This is a genomic window from Gardnerella sp. c10Ua_244 (assembly GCF_055818055.1).
Window position 1 is genome coordinate 1 of record NZ_JARFVS010000001.1, and the last position, 17,157, is coordinate 17,157.

At 42.1% G+C, this 17,157-nt stretch carries 14 protein-coding genes and 1 pseudogene; 1 reads left to right on the forward strand and 14 read right to left on the reverse strand.

Features of this window, described 5'->3' with window-relative positions; all coding sequences use genetic code 11:
- The 10 genes and pseudogenes from P0108_RS00005 to P0108_RS00050 all read right to left on the reverse strand — a co-directional run.
- Positions 1-191: pseudogene (locus P0108_RS00005) on the reverse strand (recombinase family protein); the annotation flags it as partial.
- A gap of 278 nt (positions 192-469) precedes the next feature.
- Entirely contained in the window at positions 470-1,888 is a 1,419-nt protein-coding gene (locus P0108_RS00010; RefSeq protein ID WP_473730661.1) for a class I SAM-dependent RNA methyltransferase, read from the reverse strand.
- A gap of 67 nt (positions 1,889-1,955) precedes the next feature.
- Positions 1,956-2,804, reverse strand: coding sequence for a DUF3159 domain-containing protein (locus P0108_RS00015; RefSeq protein WP_231875306.1), 849 nt, complete (start codon positions 2,802-2,804; stop codon positions 1,956-1,958).
- A gap of 24 nt (positions 2,805-2,828) precedes the next feature.
- Positions 2,829-3,593 (reverse strand): DUF3710 domain-containing protein, encoded by a 765-nt coding sequence (locus P0108_RS00020; RefSeq protein WP_004105066.1) that lies wholly within the window; start codon positions 3,591-3,593, stop codon positions 2,829-2,831.
- 179 nt (positions 3,594-3,772) lie between these two features.
- Positions 3,773-4,639, reverse strand: a complete 867-nt coding sequence (locus P0108_RS00025) for an exodeoxyribonuclease III (RefSeq protein WP_064621767.1) — start codon at positions 4,637-4,639, stop codon at positions 3,773-3,775.
- A gap of 179 nt (positions 4,640-4,818) precedes the next feature.
- A complete protein-coding gene (locus P0108_RS00030) occupies positions 4,819-6,843 on the reverse strand; it encodes a dipeptide ABC transporter ATP-binding protein (RefSeq protein WP_004105069.1) in 2,025 nt (674 codons plus the stop codon).
- Positions 6,844-6,867: 24 nt separating this feature from the next.
- Positions 6,868-7,860: an ABC transporter permease gene (locus tag P0108_RS00035; protein WP_064621766.1), complete on the reverse strand. Its 993-nt coding sequence runs from the start codon at positions 7,858-7,860 to the stop codon at positions 6,868-6,870.
- Between the two features lie 12 nt (positions 7,861-7,872).
- Positions 7,873-8,799 carry an ABC transporter permease gene (locus P0108_RS00040; protein ID WP_004105077.1) on the reverse strand — a complete coding sequence of 309 codons (927 nt, stop codon included), beginning with the start codon at positions 8,797-8,799 and terminating at the stop codon, positions 7,873-7,875.
- A 201-nt stretch (positions 8,800-9,000) separates the two neighbouring features.
- The gene (locus P0108_RS00045) at positions 9,001-10,629 is read right to left on the reverse strand and encodes a peptide ABC transporter substrate-binding protein (protein ID WP_064621765.1); all 1,629 of its coding nucleotides are present in this window, start codon (positions 10,627-10,629) and stop codon (positions 9,001-9,003) included.
- A 385-nt stretch (positions 10,630-11,014) separates the two neighbouring features.
- Complete coding sequence (locus tag P0108_RS00050) at positions 11,015-11,983, reverse strand: tyrosine recombinase XerC (protein ID WP_064621392.1); 969 nt, start codon at positions 11,981-11,983, stop codon at positions 11,015-11,017.
- Positions 11,984-12,061: 78 nt separating this feature from the next.
- Here P0108_RS00050 and P0108_RS00055 point away from each other — a divergent pair, with 78 nt between their 5' ends.
- Positions 12,062-12,355: a DUF6725 family protein gene (locus P0108_RS00055; RefSeq protein ID WP_064621391.1), complete on the forward strand. Its 294-nt coding sequence runs from the start codon at positions 12,062-12,064 to the stop codon at positions 12,353-12,355.
- Between the two features lie 23 nt (positions 12,356-12,378).
- Here P0108_RS00055 and P0108_RS00060 read toward each other — a convergent pair whose 3' ends face one another.
- From P0108_RS00060 to typA, 4 genes are all read right to left on the reverse strand, one after another.
- A complete protein-coding gene (locus P0108_RS00060; protein ID WP_064621390.1) occupies positions 12,379-13,464 on the reverse strand; it encodes a prephenate dehydrogenase in 1,086 nt (361 codons plus the stop codon).
- Positions 13,458-14,453: a prephenate dehydratase gene (locus P0108_RS00065; protein WP_064621389.1), complete on the reverse strand. Its 996-nt coding sequence runs from the start codon at positions 14,451-14,453 to the stop codon at positions 13,458-13,460. Before P0108_RS00065 ends, P0108_RS00060 begins: the two co-directional genes overlap by 7 nt.
- A 137-nt stretch (positions 14,454-14,590) precedes the next feature.
- Positions 14,591-14,998 carry a hypothetical protein gene (locus P0108_RS00070; RefSeq protein WP_064621388.1) on the reverse strand — a complete coding sequence of 136 codons (408 nt, stop codon included), beginning with the start codon at positions 14,996-14,998 and terminating at the stop codon, positions 14,591-14,593.
- A 43-nt stretch (positions 14,999-15,041) separates the two neighbouring features.
- Positions 15,042-16,967, reverse strand: a complete 1,926-nt coding sequence (gene typA, locus P0108_RS00075) for a translational GTPase TypA (RefSeq protein ID WP_064621387.1) — start codon at positions 16,965-16,967, stop codon at positions 15,042-15,044.
- Positions 16,968-17,157: the final 190 nt, after the last annotated feature.

Consider the following 17,157-nt stretch of genomic DNA (forward strand, 5'->3'; position numbering starts at 1 on the left):
ATATCAGCAACAAACCAAGTCATGTGAGAAGCAGCAAGACGAGTAAGACCAGACACTTGAACAGCAAGACTATCCAACTGCTCTTTACGATTTGTGCTCACACGAGCATAAACCCCAACCGCATAATCCTTAATTACACGCTGAGGATGGATGACTATCACATCTTTATTTAGCTCATCTATCTTATCCATAGCCATCTCTCCTTATTATTAGACTAACGAAACTTAGATTTCTTCTCCATGATAATTAGCCTAAACCTTATTTTCCCACTCCACAAGGTGGGTGCAAAGCGGGTGCACTTTTTAACGTTAACATCCTGTGCACTCGACCCCAGAGCGTTGATATCTTCCCTCATACAGCCAAACTGCGCTCAAAAATCGCAAGAACCCAGCTTAAAGCCACCACACGCTAAACCTTTTAACGATAGCCCTCGCAAACCCCTGATACACAAGGGCAAAAATGCACCCACCTAATCAGCCTTTGACATCAATACGACACTCTCAACGTGGTGAGTGTTGGGATATATATCGAACGCACGCAAAGACTGAACGCTGTAGCCAAGCTCCTTAAACGTGCCAACATCGCGAGCAAGACTGGTCGGATCGCAAGCAACATACACAACGCTTCTTGCTCCAGACTTCGCAATCTGCTTACAAACTTGAGCTTTAGCACCAGCGCGCGGAGGATCTAACACAACAACATCTGGATGCGCAAATCGGCGCACAATCTTAGATGACTTACTCGCCTTAAACACCTGCGATTCAAGAGTTTGCGCAACATCCCCTTCAAGCGCTTCAACAACATCCCTGCTAAGACCAGCGCGTCCAATATTTCGCCTTGCGTTCTTTACAGCAATCGGCGCACCCTCAATGCTAAGCACGCGAGCTGGCTCTGCAGAACCAACGGAACCTGCATCACCAGCAGAATCTCCGCCAACATTAGCCAAAGTCGCAAGAGGAATCGTAAACAAACCCGAACCAGAATACAAATCCCACAAAACAGTATTCTTAGTGCGCCCACCAAGTGCAGAACGAACTAATCCCAAAACGTAGTTCACCAAATGCTCTGGAGCTGCGCGATGAATCTGCCAAAAACCGCGCCCATCAACATCGTAATCAAAAGTACGCGCACGAGATAAATCTTCATTAACAGCAACTCGCACGCGCTCGCGCAACAATGCCGATCCTGCAACCAACTCATCATTTACTATAAGCGCATAATTTTCGCCAATCGCACTAAGAAGCGCAGCCTTATCGCCAGAAACACCAAAATCCAAACCATCAACCCTAGGCTCTGGAACAGCAAGACGAATTTGCGCATTTGGCGAAAAAGAACGATTCCACAAGTCCAAAGAATCCGCAACAGCTAAAACTGCGCGCGACGCAAGCGGCATAGTATCAATCGCAATGCGATCATGCGACTCGCGCTTACGCATAGACAATCGCCCTTCATCATCCGCAACCAACTCCATGCGCGTACGCCAATTAAACCCGTTAAGCTCCTCGTCCCCTGGCATGCGCTCAACACTAACATCGCTTTCCGCAACATCCATATGCGCTAAACGCTGGAATTGATTGGCAATTACGGAAGCCTTCCAACGAATCTGACCAGGCAAAGAAACGTGAATTAAATCCGCGCCGCCAACTCCGCCGCCCTGAGCCAAAGGACCAGCGAGCTTCCATTGCGGCTCCACACGATCCGCACTAGGCTCCAAAACTTCTACAACTTCGCCAGTAAAAAAGTGCGCTTTTGCACGCATCGGCTCATCCATGCGCACAACAACCAGCTCACCAGGCAACGCAAATCGCACGAATACAACGCGTCCGTCAAGATGACCTACGCATCTTCCTTGATCCGCATATCGCTCGATTCGCATCGTCACTTGCATAAACTACCCCCTAGTTTTGCGTTTTGTTAAGCTGATTTTCTAATGCCAATTTTAAAGTTGCTTTTAATTAAGCTGATTTTTCTTCGCTAGAATTTACTTCGCTCTGCTTTTCTCCGTTCTGCTTCTCTTCGTGATTTTTATGATGAAGCCGCATAAACGGCGTTGCAATAATCAAGTAAGAAACCCAAATCGCGAGCGCCCAGAACGGCAATCCCATAAGCAATCGAACAGTGCCAAGCCACACAACGTGATTTGTCAAATATAATGGCACTTGCAAAACGAGTCGCAGCGCAAAAACGCCAATCCATAATCCAGTAACATACATGTACGCGCGCTTAAGTGGCTTATAATCAAGCCATTCGTGCAGCCACGCGCCAAAATTTTCCGTAGGCATTTTGCGAATTGACTCAATCACAAGCCCTAAAGCAGGCACGCGCACAATCAGCGAAATAGCAAGAAGCGCACCATAAACAGCGTTCGTAATAAAACCCATCATGTAGTAGTCGCGTGCTTGATGACTCGTCCACACCCAAATAAGGCAAATTGCAATGGAAACAAGTCCACTAATTGCTCCCATAAGCGATTGCCTCTGAATAAGACGAACCACAACTTGCAAAACAGCAATCACAGCTGCCACAATAACCGTTGTTTGTACGTTACGCGTTACAACAAAGCAAATAACAAACAGCAAGCCTGGAAGCATGGATTCAATTACGCCTCGAATGCCACCCAATGAATCAATTACAGAAAATGTAGACCCTTCTGCTCCGATTGAAGCCAATGTCGCTAATCCTGAGCGTTTTTTAGTCTGCACAAAATTGTTGGTTTGCGCATAATCGTCGAGTTTTACTTCATTTGAAAACTCTTGCGAAGAAAACTCTTCTTCGACCTTCTGTAAAGATTCCTGTGAATCCATTCAATTAACTTTCTACTACTTGCATTATCTAATTTCAGCAAACATTGGACCGCGTGTAAGCGTAGTTTTTACTTCTACTTGTTGGTCGTAACCTAATGGTTTATCGTCTTTTTTTAGTGCATTATTAGCATCTTCATCAGACGTATTATTTTCCCCATCTTTACCGCTATTTTCTGCATTTAAAGCAGCTTCTTTTTCTTCTCTAGTTATTGGATCATGCATAGGAATAAAATCGCGAGGCGCAAGCGGCTCTTCACCACGATTTACAACAATCCCCTTAAACCATTCGTCTAATTGTTTTGTTTCGTTATTATTATCTGCAAGCTCTGTTGCTGCAGGTCCAGAGAATACTCCGCGAAGCATCCACCTAGGACCATCAACGCCAACAATACGCGTTGTAATGGTTTTTTCTCCAACTTTTACAGGCAACAGTAGCTCAGTACCGAATTCGCCTTGTACTGTACACGCTTGACTATTACCATCAAGCAAATCTTTGCATACTTCTAGCCAAATACCAGATGTTTTAGGCGCAGCAAAAGCTTCAACTTCTACGCTTGAAGAACCATAAGTTACTGTCATACCAAGAACTTGCGATGTTTCATGCTGCTTTTTTACTCGCAACTCAATGCCTTGAAAATATGGAATATAGATTGAACCAAAATCTAGATAATCGCTAAAATCAGGAGCATCTTCATCATTGAAATCCCATGGACCAGTTTTTACCTCTACGATTTTGTCTTCAACTTTTGAAGATTTTTCTTCTTCATGTCGGCCAAATAACCAACCCATTATTCCTCATTTCTTAAAACAACAAATCTACAAAAATATATTTATTACTTATTATTGTAAATTGCCTAACTTCACCAGAATAGCACAAGCAAAGCACTGAAAAATTTGCGTATATAGTACATTCATATACACGTGCGATTATTTAGTTATTTCACATTATGCAAATTAATACTTACGCATCACACGTCATACTTTATACTTAACGGCGCGTGATCAGACCATCGCGCATCATAACTTTCAGCACGATCGATCACAAATCCGCGAGCGCTTTCCGCAATTTCAGGAGTTGCGAACTGGTAGTCTAATCTCCAGCCAACGTTATTGTCGAAAGCTTTACCGCGCTGACTCCACCAAGTGTATGGTCCTTGAATATCTCCTGCAAGCATGCGCATAACGTCCACAAATTCATATTCGTTAATCCAGCGATCAATATAAGCGCGTTCCTCTGGCAAGAATCCTGCACTTTTTTCATTAGCCTTAGCGTTTTTAATATCAAGTGAAGTATGCGCAATATTAAAGTCACCGCACAAAATCGCTTGATTTCCACCATTTGCCGCAATATTTCGAAGCTCCCCCAAACGTATAAGCATTGTGTCTAAAAAGCGGAATTTTTGTTGCATTTTTTGCGGATCGTCCACATTTCCAGCATGAACATACACAGAAGCAATAGTAATTTCATACCCTTCAGGGGTACGCACGTCAGTTTCAACCCATCGCCCAGAATCAACGTCTTCACTTAAACCTGGCAAACCGTAGCGTTTTTCAACTACAGGAAGAGACGTAACTAGAGCTACTCCAGCTCGACCTTTTACACGGCAAACTTCATTCGTATAAGTAAAATTATCGTTTTTTATAGAATTTACGATATTTTCAGACGTACGATATCCCATTTCAATTTTTGTCATAATTGGGTCGATTGCATCCTGCGGAGCGCGCACTTCCTGCATACACCACACGTCTGGAGTATGCGCGTCAGACCAGTTAAGCATACCTTTGCGCTCAGCTGCACGAATACCGTTTAAATTCGAAGTCGTAATTGTAATCATGTAATCAACTCTAATATGTACACAACACAAACAGCTCCACCACTAAGCAACAGACATAAATCACGCAACCAACACAGATTACAAGTTATGGATTACTCAACCAATAAACACGGAATTAATAGAAAAATAAAAAGGTGCAGATTCTATAAAACCTGCACCTTTTTATCAGCTTGTACTATTTAGTCTAAACCAAGTTCCAAATTTCCTCCTGGAATTGCATCAAGCAAATCGCGAGTGTATTCCATCTGTGGATGATCGAATACCTCATCTGTAGTTGCATGCTCAACAAGCTTTCCATGCTGCATAACAACAACTTCGTCTGCAATCTGACGAACGACAGCCAAATCGTGTGTGATGAACAAATAGCTCAAACCACGCTCTGCCTGCAAATCGTTAAGCAAGTGCAAAACCTGATCTTGCACAAGCACATCCAAAGCAGATACAGCTTCATCGCAAACTATAACATCTGGGTCCAAAGCCATAGCACGAGCAATTGCAATTCGTTGACGCTGTCCTCCAGAAAGTTCGTTCGGGAATCGAGTCATAACTGAAGCAGGCATACGAACCATGTCTAGAAGCTCTACCACACGGTTTTTACGACTCTTTTTATCACCAATCTTATGAATACGTAGAGGTTCTTCAATTGAACGATAAATTGAGTACATAGGATCCAAAGAACCATACGGATTCTGGAAAACTGGCTGCACATGGCGACGGAAGTCAAGCAAATCCGCACCCTTTAAATCGGAAATATTCTTACCTTCGTAAGTAACAGTTCCACTTGTTGGCTTAAGAAGTCGCAAAACCATATTCGCAACGGTAGATTTACCTGAACCAGATTCACCAACGATAGCTAACGTCGTACCACGCTTAATAGAGAATGAAACGTCGTCAACAGCCTTAAAAAGCTCTTTCTTGCGAGGAAGCTTAAACTCACGAGTTAAGTGATCCACAGTAATAATATGCTCACTTTTTTCGAGAGTTTGCTCACCTACTACGTGATGCTCAAGCAAGTTATCAGCGTTACCACCGTGTTCTTTAACAGAAATAATGCGCTGAGAAGCTAAGCTTGGAGCGGCAGCAACAAGTCTCTTTGTATACGGATGCTGAGGATGCTGCAAAACTTCCAACGATGGGCCAGACTCAACAACACGACCCTTATACATAACAACAACATGCTGCGCGCGAGAGGCAGCCAAACCTAAATCGTGTGTAATGAAGAGAACAGAAGTTCCGAGCGAATCAGTTAGTGTATGCAAATGGTCAAGAATACGCTTTTGCACAGTAACATCCAAAGCGGAAGTTGGCTCATCTGCAATAAGCAAGTCCGGTCGGCAAGCCAAACCAATAGCAATCAAAGCGCGCTGACGCATACCACCGGAAAACTCATGTGGGAACTGACGTGCACGAGTTGCAGCATCTGGCAAACCAGCTTCATCGAGCAAACCAGCAATACGATCTTCAACGCTTGCACCTACAACATACTTTTTGGCGATTTCCCAAGCTTTGTCGTCATTCACACCATATTTGATTAAATCGTCTGCTACGCGCCAACGAGTTTCAGAGCCTGGAACCCACTCTTTCTTGTAGTAATCAATAGCTTCATTGAACTTTTCAGCATCGTTATGCTCATCAAGTCCAACTTCTTTCAAAGCTTTCTTAGCGACTTCAATCAAATCTGGTAATTCTTTAGAGCCAAGGAATGTTTCATCCTCATTGCTTTTGACTTGAACAGAATCGCCTGCAAGAGCCTCAGCTAATGAAGAACGCTTCTCGTGATCAACGTCAACACCATTTGCGATTAATGCTTCTTTAACTTGTTCGCCAATACGCCACACAGGGTTCAAGTTGCTCATAGGATCCTGCGGAACTAGACCCATTGCAGTACCACGCAAAGCAGCAATCTCTTTTGGCTTCAAACTGCTAATTTCTTTACCCTTGAGCTTAATAGATCCACCTGTAACATGACCAGTTCCAGGAAGAAGACCAAGAACAGCCATTGCAGAAGTGGACTTTCCTGAACCAGATTCACCTACAATTGCAACCCACTGACCAGGATAAACACAGAAGCTAGCATCTCTAACAGCATGAACAGCTTTTTTTGAGTCTGTTGTGAAATCAACCTGGAGATTTTTTACTTCCAACAATGGCCCTTGCTCTAGCTGCATGGCGCGAATGTCTATATCTTTACGTGTTGTATTCATAAGTTTTATTCCTCCACGCTAAATTCACGCCTTACGGCTCTTCGGATCTAATGCATCCTTTACAGCATCACCCATCATAATAAAGGCGAGCACAGTAATTGCGAGTGCAATAGACGGATAGAACAAGACTTCTGGGTTCGTAGTAAGAACATTTCTAGCGGTAGAAATATCTCCACCCCAGCTGACAGTAGTACTTGGTAAACCAATTCCAAGGAAGCTTAATGTTGCTTCCAACACAATATAAGTTCCAAGCGAAGTTGTTCCAACAACAATTATTGGAGCCAAAGAGTTCGGGATAATGTGTTTGAAAAGATTACGTATTGGAGTAGATCCTAAAGCAGTAGATGCGGTATTGAATTCAAGATTTTTTGATTCCATAACAGCGCTTCGTGCAATACGAGCAACGCTAACCCATCCAAAAAGCACCATAACAAGCACAATTTTCCAAATTGATTTAGATGTACGGAACATTTGTAAAACTACGATTGCACCAAGAAGCATTGGTAAAGCCAAGAAGATATCAGTTATTCGGCTGAGAATAGTATCAACCCAGCCTCCGAAGAATCCTGCTAATGCACCAATTAAAGAACCAACAAGTACAACCAAAATGGTTGCAAGCAAACCAACACTTAGCGATGTACGAGTACCATAAACAACTCGAGCATAAATATCGCAACCTTGCATATCAAAACCAAATGGATGCGCGGCTGAAGCTGGCTCAAGAGAGTGTTCCAAAACGCAATAATTAGGATTGTGCTTTGTAAGAATGCTTGGGAAGAACGCAACAAAAATAATTGCAATAATCAAAATTGCAGAAACAATAAACAATGGATTCCTGCGCAAAGTTCTCCAAGTATCTGCCCACATACTCGTTGCAGCAGCGGATTCGTCTACGGAATCCACTTCTTGAATAGGCGTATCGTCTAATGGTGCAACGTAGCGTTCTTGCCCCGGTAATATATCGCAATTTGAAGCATTATTTGCAATCAAATCATTTTTCATCAAATTATCTTCCATAGTGTACTCCCCTCACGCGTAACGAATGCGCGGATCAAGAGCCGCGTACAACATATCAACAAGAAAATTGCTAAATACAAATATCAATGTCAAAAGCGTGACAATGGAAACAACAAGGTTTCCTTCTCCTTTTAGAATCCCTTGATATGTGAGGAATCCAACGCCATGAATGTTGAAGATCGTTTCCGAAATCATTGCACCGCCCATAAGAGCACCCAAATCCTGACCTAAGAAGGTGACGACAGGTATAAGCGAGTTGCGCAAAACGTGACGAACAATAACAGAGCCTTCTTTTAAGCCCTTTGCACGAGCTGTACGCACGTAATCGAGCGAAATATTTGAAGAAATTTCAGATCTTGTAAGTCGAATGATATACGCCATAGACACAGAACCAAGAACCATTGCAGGAAGAAGCAAATCGAAGAATCCAGGATCGTTACTAGCTGTAACTGGTAATATGCGCCATTTAACACCAAATAAGTATTGTCCTACGAAACCTGTCACAAATGTTGGAACAGAAATAAGAAGAAGAGATACAACCAGAATCACACTGTCATACCACTTGCCTTTCTTCAAACCTGAAATTATGCCAAATATGACACCAAATATTGCTTCGAAAGCGAATGCCATAATTGCTAGTTGAACAGTAACCGGGAATGCACGACCAATTTCATCGATAACTGGTTGACCTGCAAAAGTATGACCAAAATCGAGGGTAAGAGCATTCTTTAAGAAAAGTAAATATTGAATAATAAATGGTTTATCTAAGTTATACTCGGCTCGTATTTGTGCAGCCACTGCAGGATTAACAGGTTTTTCTCCAAACATTGCTTTTACTGGGTCTCCAGGCAAAGCAAATACTAAAGCATAAACTAATAATGTTGTGCCGAGAACAACAGGAATCATCTGCAAAATACGACGCAGAATGTACTTACCCATCGAATTCTCCTTGAATTGTTAAAACTTACTCAAAAAACAACAAAGTGCCGCTCCAGCTCAATAGTTTTATTTAACTAGTTTAGCTGGAGCAGCAATTTCGCAATAAGCGATATTAAATTATTAAGAGGAACCAACTAGTGTTACCTACTAACTTTCTAAAAAGTATGTAACACTATGCTGTTTTCTTAATTAGCTACCAGCTTATTTGTGAAGCTGATAGTACAGCGGCATATTCTGCCAATCCATTGTGAAGCCCTTCAAAGTTGGAACCATCACAGCCTTAGCGTTCGAGTAGAACAATGGGACAGATGGAAGATCCTCAAGAAGGATTTCGTTTGCTTGCTGATAGAGCTTAATAGCCTCTTCTGGCTTAGCAGATGCAGCTTTCTTAAGTAAATCGTCGAACTTTGGATTCTTATAATCACCTTCGTTGGAGCCATTGCCATCAGCTGCAACGGAAGCAAATTCCTGAGTCAAGTAATTTTCTGCACTTGGATAATCTGGCATCCAACCTGCACGCCATGCACCCTTAATCTGACGCTTAGCGCAAGCATTACGGAATTCCTGGAATGTAGGAATTGGAGTGGTTTCAGCCTTGATCCCGAGATTATTCTTGAGGGAATTCACAACAGCATCAAACACAGACTTTGCATTTCCATCGGCATTGTAGGAGAAAGTAAGAGATCCGTCATACTTAGAAATCTTATCTGCCTTAGCCCAAAGTTCCTTAGCTTTCTTTGCATTAAATTCTACGTTCTCATGACCCTTAAGATCAGCCTTATAGCCTGGAGTCAATGGAGAAGTAAATTCGTTTGCAGGAGAAGCAGTGCCATTGAGAATCTTGTTGATAATCACCTTACGGTCTATAGCCATAGAAATAGCTTGACGACGAAGCTTACCTTCTTCAGTCTTTACATCGAAGTGTGGGAGGCTTGAAGGAATAGTGAACTGTTGGATTACAGAACCTGGACGGTTGTAAGCCCTAACAGTTGTATCCTTCTGGAAAGTCTTAGTTTGGGTATCTGGAATATTATCAGTCATATCGAGATTTCCAGCCTGCACATCGCGGTATGCAGCGTTACCATCTGTATAAACCTTGAAAGTTACGCCATCATTCTGAGCTTTGCGCGGACCATTGTAATCAGGATTCTTTACAACTTCGATCTGCTTGTTGTGATCCCAAGACTTGAACAAGTATGGACCAGAAGAAACAGGCTTTTCGCCATAAGCCTTTGGATCCTTGTAGAAGGATTCCGGAAGTGGAGCAAATGCCAAGTAGCCAACCTTAATTGGGAATACAGAATCTGGCTGTTCCAAATCAACGGTAAAAGTATTTTCATCAACAACCTTCAAACCAGAAAGCTGTTCGTCACCCTTAGTACCATCCTTCTGCAAATCAGCATAACCCTTAATGGTTTGGAAGAAGGAAGCACACTTCTGAGCATTCTTAGCGTTAGCGACGAAGCTCCAAGCTTTCACAAAGCTTTCGGCTGTAATAGGAGTGCCATCGCTGAACTTCTTTCCTTTCTTAACCTTCACGGTGTACTGGGTAGCATCAGCATTTGGAGTGATGCTTTCAGCATCCTCATTCACAGGATTACCTTTTTCATCGAAAGTTACCAACGTGGAATTAACCAACATGGCAGGACGAGCGCCAGCATTTTCGTTAATGTTTCCAGGGACTAATTCGTTTTGTGGCTCAGAGTTTGAAACGGTAATAATAACCTTGCCACCGTTTGTTTGTGCATTCTTAGCGGAAGAGCCACAGCCACCAAGTAACATTGCCAGCGAGCAGGCAGCAGCAGCAAAAGCCAAAGCCTTATTCTTCATATATTTTCTCCTAACGTCTGGTAGGCAGGATTGTCATATCACAAAAAAGCCAAACATCAGCTAAAACATAAAAATCCATCCGGTTTTTATTGCCAGATGGATTCTCGCAAGCCAATGACGAGGCCTCTTCGTTGATTAAAATTCAATGATACGTATTTTTACAAGCAATGCAATAGTAAAAGAAAATTGAAAAAAATATTATATATTAGTAATAATTAATTATTTAAGTCTAGATTTAATTATAAATACCGAAAATTTTATTATTTATATAGTAAAATTTATTGTTTTTTACAGGTATATGTATATTACAAAAATGTAAATTAACATATTTATTATGTAAAAAACATGTTAAATATGAATAATTGAATACTTAAAACATTTACTATCATGCACGCGGAAAAGCTTGAGAATACTTACGTTTTAAAGATTCAATAGAAACATGAGTGTAACGCTGAGTAGTATTAAGCGATGAATGACCCAATAATTCCTGCACTTCGCGTAGATCTGCTCCACCATTCAACATATGCGTAGCAGCACTATGCCGCAAAGCATGAGGAGAAATATCCGGAACATGCGCACTTTTAGCCTCGTCATGCACAATCTGCCTTACCAAACGCTGATCAATACGCTTTCCGCGAGTACCAAGAAATACTGCCTCTTCAACAGAATTTCGCAATAAAATTTCTCGTCCATCTTTAGAAATCCAAGCAGATAAAGCTTTATAAGCAGGAACCCCAAAAGGCACAACACGCTGCTTATTTCCCTTACCAGTAACTTTTATAGTGTGCGAGGAAAAATTAATATCCTGAATATTTAAACTAGTAAGCTCACCAACACGAATACCAGTCGCATATAAAAGCTCCAGAATTGCAGCATTGCGAAGTCCTACAGCTTTCTGATTTTTGGGACACGAAGTTGAAACATTAGCTTTAGAATCAACATTATTCATTAATGATTCTGCTTGATATTCATCCAAAACAGATGGTAGCATATTTTTAATTTTTGGCGTCATTAAAATTTCTGCAGGATTACCGCTTATGTATTCAACATGCTGACACCATGCGAAAAATCCGCGCACAGCAACAACTTTTCTAGCCAAGCTTGAACGAGCATGATTTCTAGAAGCGTCTGCCATCCAAGAGCGCAAATCATCTGTAGTAAGATCTGAAATATTTTTAAAACCGTGGCGATTACACCATGCTAAACACTGTTTAATATCACTTGCGTAAGCCCGATTCGTGCGCTCCCCTAAGCCTTTATTTGCCTTAGCGTACTCAATATAATCATCTACTAAACTCGCATATTTGGCAGGAAAATTTACGAAACTATTGGAAGCCACTCGCTTATTTTCCATGCTTAATCACCCTTGCGTAACTTTATAAACGTTTGCCATACGCGTCAGTCACATGCATAATACAACAAGGAGCATGTTATGGAAACACGTATAAAAAACTTGACTACACTACCACAGCGAATACCTGCAGGCACGCGCATAGTAGTAAGAACATACAAAATTATAGAAGAAAATAACGATGGAACGCAAAAAATAGAGTATCACGATGTAATTGGGCACGTGCTCGAGTGGGATGGGGCAATGCTTCATTTGCTTCGAGATCCTGCAGCAAACGGCACTAGAGCTGCCGAAGAAATGTTCATTGATGCCAAAACTATTTACCGTTTAAAGCCAATGCCAGAGCGCAAATTCCAAAAGCCGCTTAGTCTGTAGAATTGTCTGATAAGGAGCAAGTTTTACACATTTCTCAAGGAACTATCTGAACGCAACAGCAGTTGCGAAGATTCGTTGGTGTTAAATCCGGAAAGTTCAACAATGGATTCTCCTAAGCGCGCGGATTCTAATAATTCCTGCTGCCAATTGATTTGAGAATCATACTTCCACAATCTGCTATTTGCAGCATCGCTTTGTTGCATACTAGTTTTAGACGAGTTGCGCTGCAAGTATTTATATTCTCTCCAAGATTGAGCTTTAGCAAAAAACTCTTGCTCTAAAGCATCCGCGGTTTCAACATCATTATCTAACATATTTGCAGCAAAAGTTAGCTCAGAAATTACGGAACGCAATAATTTCGCAGTATTATGCCGATTTTCACTTACCATAGCACGAGTGCGTTGAGGATCAGTAAGAGCAACTCGTGTCATATCTCGCCAGGAACCTGCAGATAGTTGTAAAGCAATAGCACGATTAGATTGTTCACATAATACGTTTGCAAGAGCTGTTGCAACAACATGAGGCATGTGAGAAATAAGAGCTGCAGAATTATCGTGCGTTGCATCATCCAAAACTATTGCGCGATTCTTGCATAGCGAAACAATCATTTGCAAAATATTGCAAACTCGCCAAAACTCAGTAGAATCATCAACAGTTAAAGCCCACAAAGCACCATTTAAAAGCTCATCACTAGAAGCTTTCCAACCAGTAAATTCACTACCAGCCATCGGATGCGCACCAACGTAACAATCTTGCAAACCTGCATCTTTTACTTGCTCTCGAACTAAAGTTTTTACGCTGCCAACATCGCTAATAGTTGTGCAAGATTTGTCAATATAAGGTGCAACTTCATGCAAAATACTTGGCATAGCGGCTAAAGCATTGCATAAAATCAAAACATTTGGACGAAGTTTTGCTAAATCTTGCACTTTTTCTACGCAAGTAATTCCTAAACTTTTAGCTTCGTCATAAGGCTCATTATGACGATTCCATGCATATACGTTGCAATTTGCCAGTTTAGCAAGTCGTTTTGCAAGAGATCCACCAATAAGACCAAGACCTACAATGCCAACAGAAAATTTTTGCGAAAATTCAGCATCTTCTACCATAATAATTCTCTTTCTGCACGCAATACGTTCAAATTACGCAAAGCATCAACTGAAGGCTCAACACACACTCCACCATGAGGTAGCATCCAATCATCCATCACCGGATTCTTGCGTTTATCAGAAGAATACACTGCTAAAACTCGAACCCAATCACCATGTTCAACAACCTCTTGAATCATAGCTTTACACGTAGAATCCCAAGGAGCAGCATCAACAGTTGCAATAAAACTGTATAAACCGCCTTGCCCTTTAATCGGTCTAGACATAAAGGAAGTCATATTAAGACCATGATCGCGCACAACGTCAAGCAAATTTGCTAACACTCCAGCACCTGTGTAACGAGGAATAAACGCAATAATTGAGGAAAATGATGAAAAGTTTTCTCGCTGCGTATTAACAAAATTTAAAGCCTGATCTCGAGGAGCTAGCACTAAAAACTCAGTGCGCGCGCCAGAAAAATCTTCAACTGCTTCACTCACAATCTGCCTATTGTATAAATCAGCACAAATTTTAGGACATAAAGCAACTTCGCCAGGAACTAAATCCCTACAAGCGGCAGCGTTTGAAGACGCAGTTTTTTCTTGTAAACCGCGCTCTTGAGCAAACTTACGACATTGCGCCAACGCGTGAGGGTGAGCAACAATAGTAGAACAGTTATCGATTGAATCTGATTTGCAAACAACAGCATCAAAACTAATATCGACGCCTATTCGAGTAATACCAACCATATTTTTTGCCTCAATGAGTAAATCTAAATTAGGTATTACAACGCCTTCAATATTGTTTTCCCACGCAATAACACCCCAATGGTGATGCTCTTCGATTTCACTAGCAATACTAAGAACATTCTCGCAAGCAGTTGGAATAAGTTGCAAATTCTCAAATGATTGTAACTGCTGCTGAACTTTTAAAGCTGCTTGATGAGTAAAAGAACCTTCCGGCCCTAAATAGCATAATTTACGTGAGCACTTACTGTTACTACTATTCATGAGTATTCCTTAAAAACTGTTGCAGTTAAGAATATTGTAAGCAAGACTATTGTAAAAAATACTGCTTAATACTTCTTTGTATGCAAAATTCACAGCGAAGTCACGCTTAAATTATTGCAAATTCTTTGCTCATTTCACTATTCAATAACAAACCAACGCTGAGGTATACAAAGCAAAATTAAGTGAGCAACAAGAACACCGTAAAGCCACAAATATCCCACATATTGCGAACACCATGGCAACGGTATTGTGAAACCAACAGGTACTAGAATTGCACTGCCAATAAAATCTAATGCGAGAATCCAAGCAAACGCGGAGAAAACTATTGCGTGAATAAGTAATCCACTCCAACCACTACGAGATCTTGCACACCAAGCAGACAAAAACAGCAAAAGCATAGACAATACGAATCCGTAAGGAATATTATCCACTGCACCGCAGTGATGAGCAAAAGTACCAATCAACGCGCATATTAGCGCAGAAACACACGTGGTCGCATACCTGCCCCACGAAGGCAAGCGATGCGACCACGGTTTCGACGACATAATAAAACCTAACGTTCCATTACTAATTGGTATATTGCGATTATCATGCAGCGTTGTTGTTTTGACGACGCTGCTTAGCACGCCACTTATACCATTCGTCACGGCTCAAAATAATCTTGCGCACGCGAATTGCTTCAGGTGTAACTTCCACGCATTCGTCTTCGTTAGCAAAGTCAAGAGACTCTTCCAAGCTCATCTTGATTGGCGGAGTTAAGGTCTCGAGAACATCAGCGGTTGAAGAACGCATGTTAGTCATGTGCTTAGCAAGCGTAATGTTTACATCCAACTCGTCTGGCTTGTTGTTAATACCAACGATTTGTCCCTCGTAAACCGGGCTTTGTGGGTCAACGAAGAAGACGCCACGAGCTTGCAAACGCTGCATAGCATAAGGAGTTGCAACACCCTTACGGTCGCAAACCATGGAACCATTCTGACGAGTCACAATCTGACCAGCCCATGGAGCATAACCGGCGGAAATAGAGCTTGCAATACCAGTTCCGCGAGTAGCAGAAAGCAAAGCAGTGCGGAAACCGATAAGACCACGCGAAGGAACAGTAAATTGCAAACGAACCCAACCAGAACCGTGGTTGCTCATAGAATCCATGCGACCCTTGCGATCAGCCATAAGCTGAGTGACGGTACCCATGTACTCTTCTGGGACGTCAATCGTAGTGCTTTCCATAGGCTCATTAATTTGACCATCAATAGTCTTGGTAACAACCTGAGGACGACCAACTGTAAGCTCGTAGCCTTCGCGACGCATCTGCTCAGCTAGCACAGCCAAAGCAAGCTCGCCACGACCTTGAACTTCCCAAGCATCTGGACGCTCAGTTGGAATAACCTTAATAGAAACGTTACCAATAAGCTCGCGATCCAAACGATCCTTAATCATACGAGCAGTAAGCTTATGATCCTTGCCTTCAGTTCCAGCAAGAGGAGAATCGTTTACTCCGAAAGTCATAGAAATTGCAGGATCGTCGACATGAATTAATGGAAGCGGCTTTGGATCGTTTTGGTCAACGATAGTTTCGCCAATCATAATGTCGTTTACGCCAGCAACAGCAACAATGTCGCCAGGACCTGCAGAAGCTACAGGAGTGCGCTCCAAACCTTGAGTGCGAAGAAGCTCAGAAACACGGAAGTTTTCAATGGAACCGTCGACGCGAGAAAGACCGTAAGTCTTGCCCTTTTCCAAAGTTCCGTTGTAAATTCGCACTAAACCGAGACGCCCCAAGAAGTCAGAGGAATCAATGTTTGCAACATGAGCTTGAAGAGGAGCACCTTCTTCGTATTCAGGAGCTGGAATGTTCGAAATAATAGAATCAAACAATGGCTCCAAATTATCGTTATCTGGCAAACCACCATTTTCAGGCTGATTAACAGAAGCATAACCAGCTTTAGCAGCGCAATAAATCACTGGCAAATCAAGCAAAGCGTCGAGATCGAGGTCAATACCTTCCTCAACAACATCCTGAGCCAAGCCAAGAAGCAAATCTGTAGATTCGCCAACAACTTCTTCAATACGAGCATCTGGACGATCTACCTTATTTACGCACAAAATAACAGGAAGCTTAGCTTCCAAAGCTTTACGAAGCACAAAGCGAGTCTGTGGAAGAGGACCTTCAGAAGCGTCAACCAACAAAACAACGCCGTCAACCATAGAGATACCACGCTCGACCTCACCACCGAAATCAGCGTGACCTGGAGTATCAATAACGTTAATAGTGATACCTTCTGGATGGCCATACTTTTCAGCTAATGGACCTGTGTACTGCACAGCAGTGTTCTTAGCAAGAATAGTAATGCCCTTTTCGCGTTCCAAATCATTGGAATCCATAACGCGATCTGGAACTTCTTCGCGCTCAGAAAATACGTGCGACTGCTGAAGCATGGCGTTTACCAGAGTGGTCTTACCGTGGTCTACGTGCGCCACAATTGCCACATTTCGAATATCACCGCGAACAGTCATCACAAACCTCTTCCATTTCTTCGCGTTTAAGTAATTATTAACATGCAACCGCTTAAGCTATAAATATCGGCTGAAACAGTAGCTATATACATTATTGACAAGCACCCAAATAGGTAAACTGCCAAACCGCACCGATTTTACTAGCGAGCGCAGACAGCTTTTAATACACACTAACGCAGAACAACAAGAA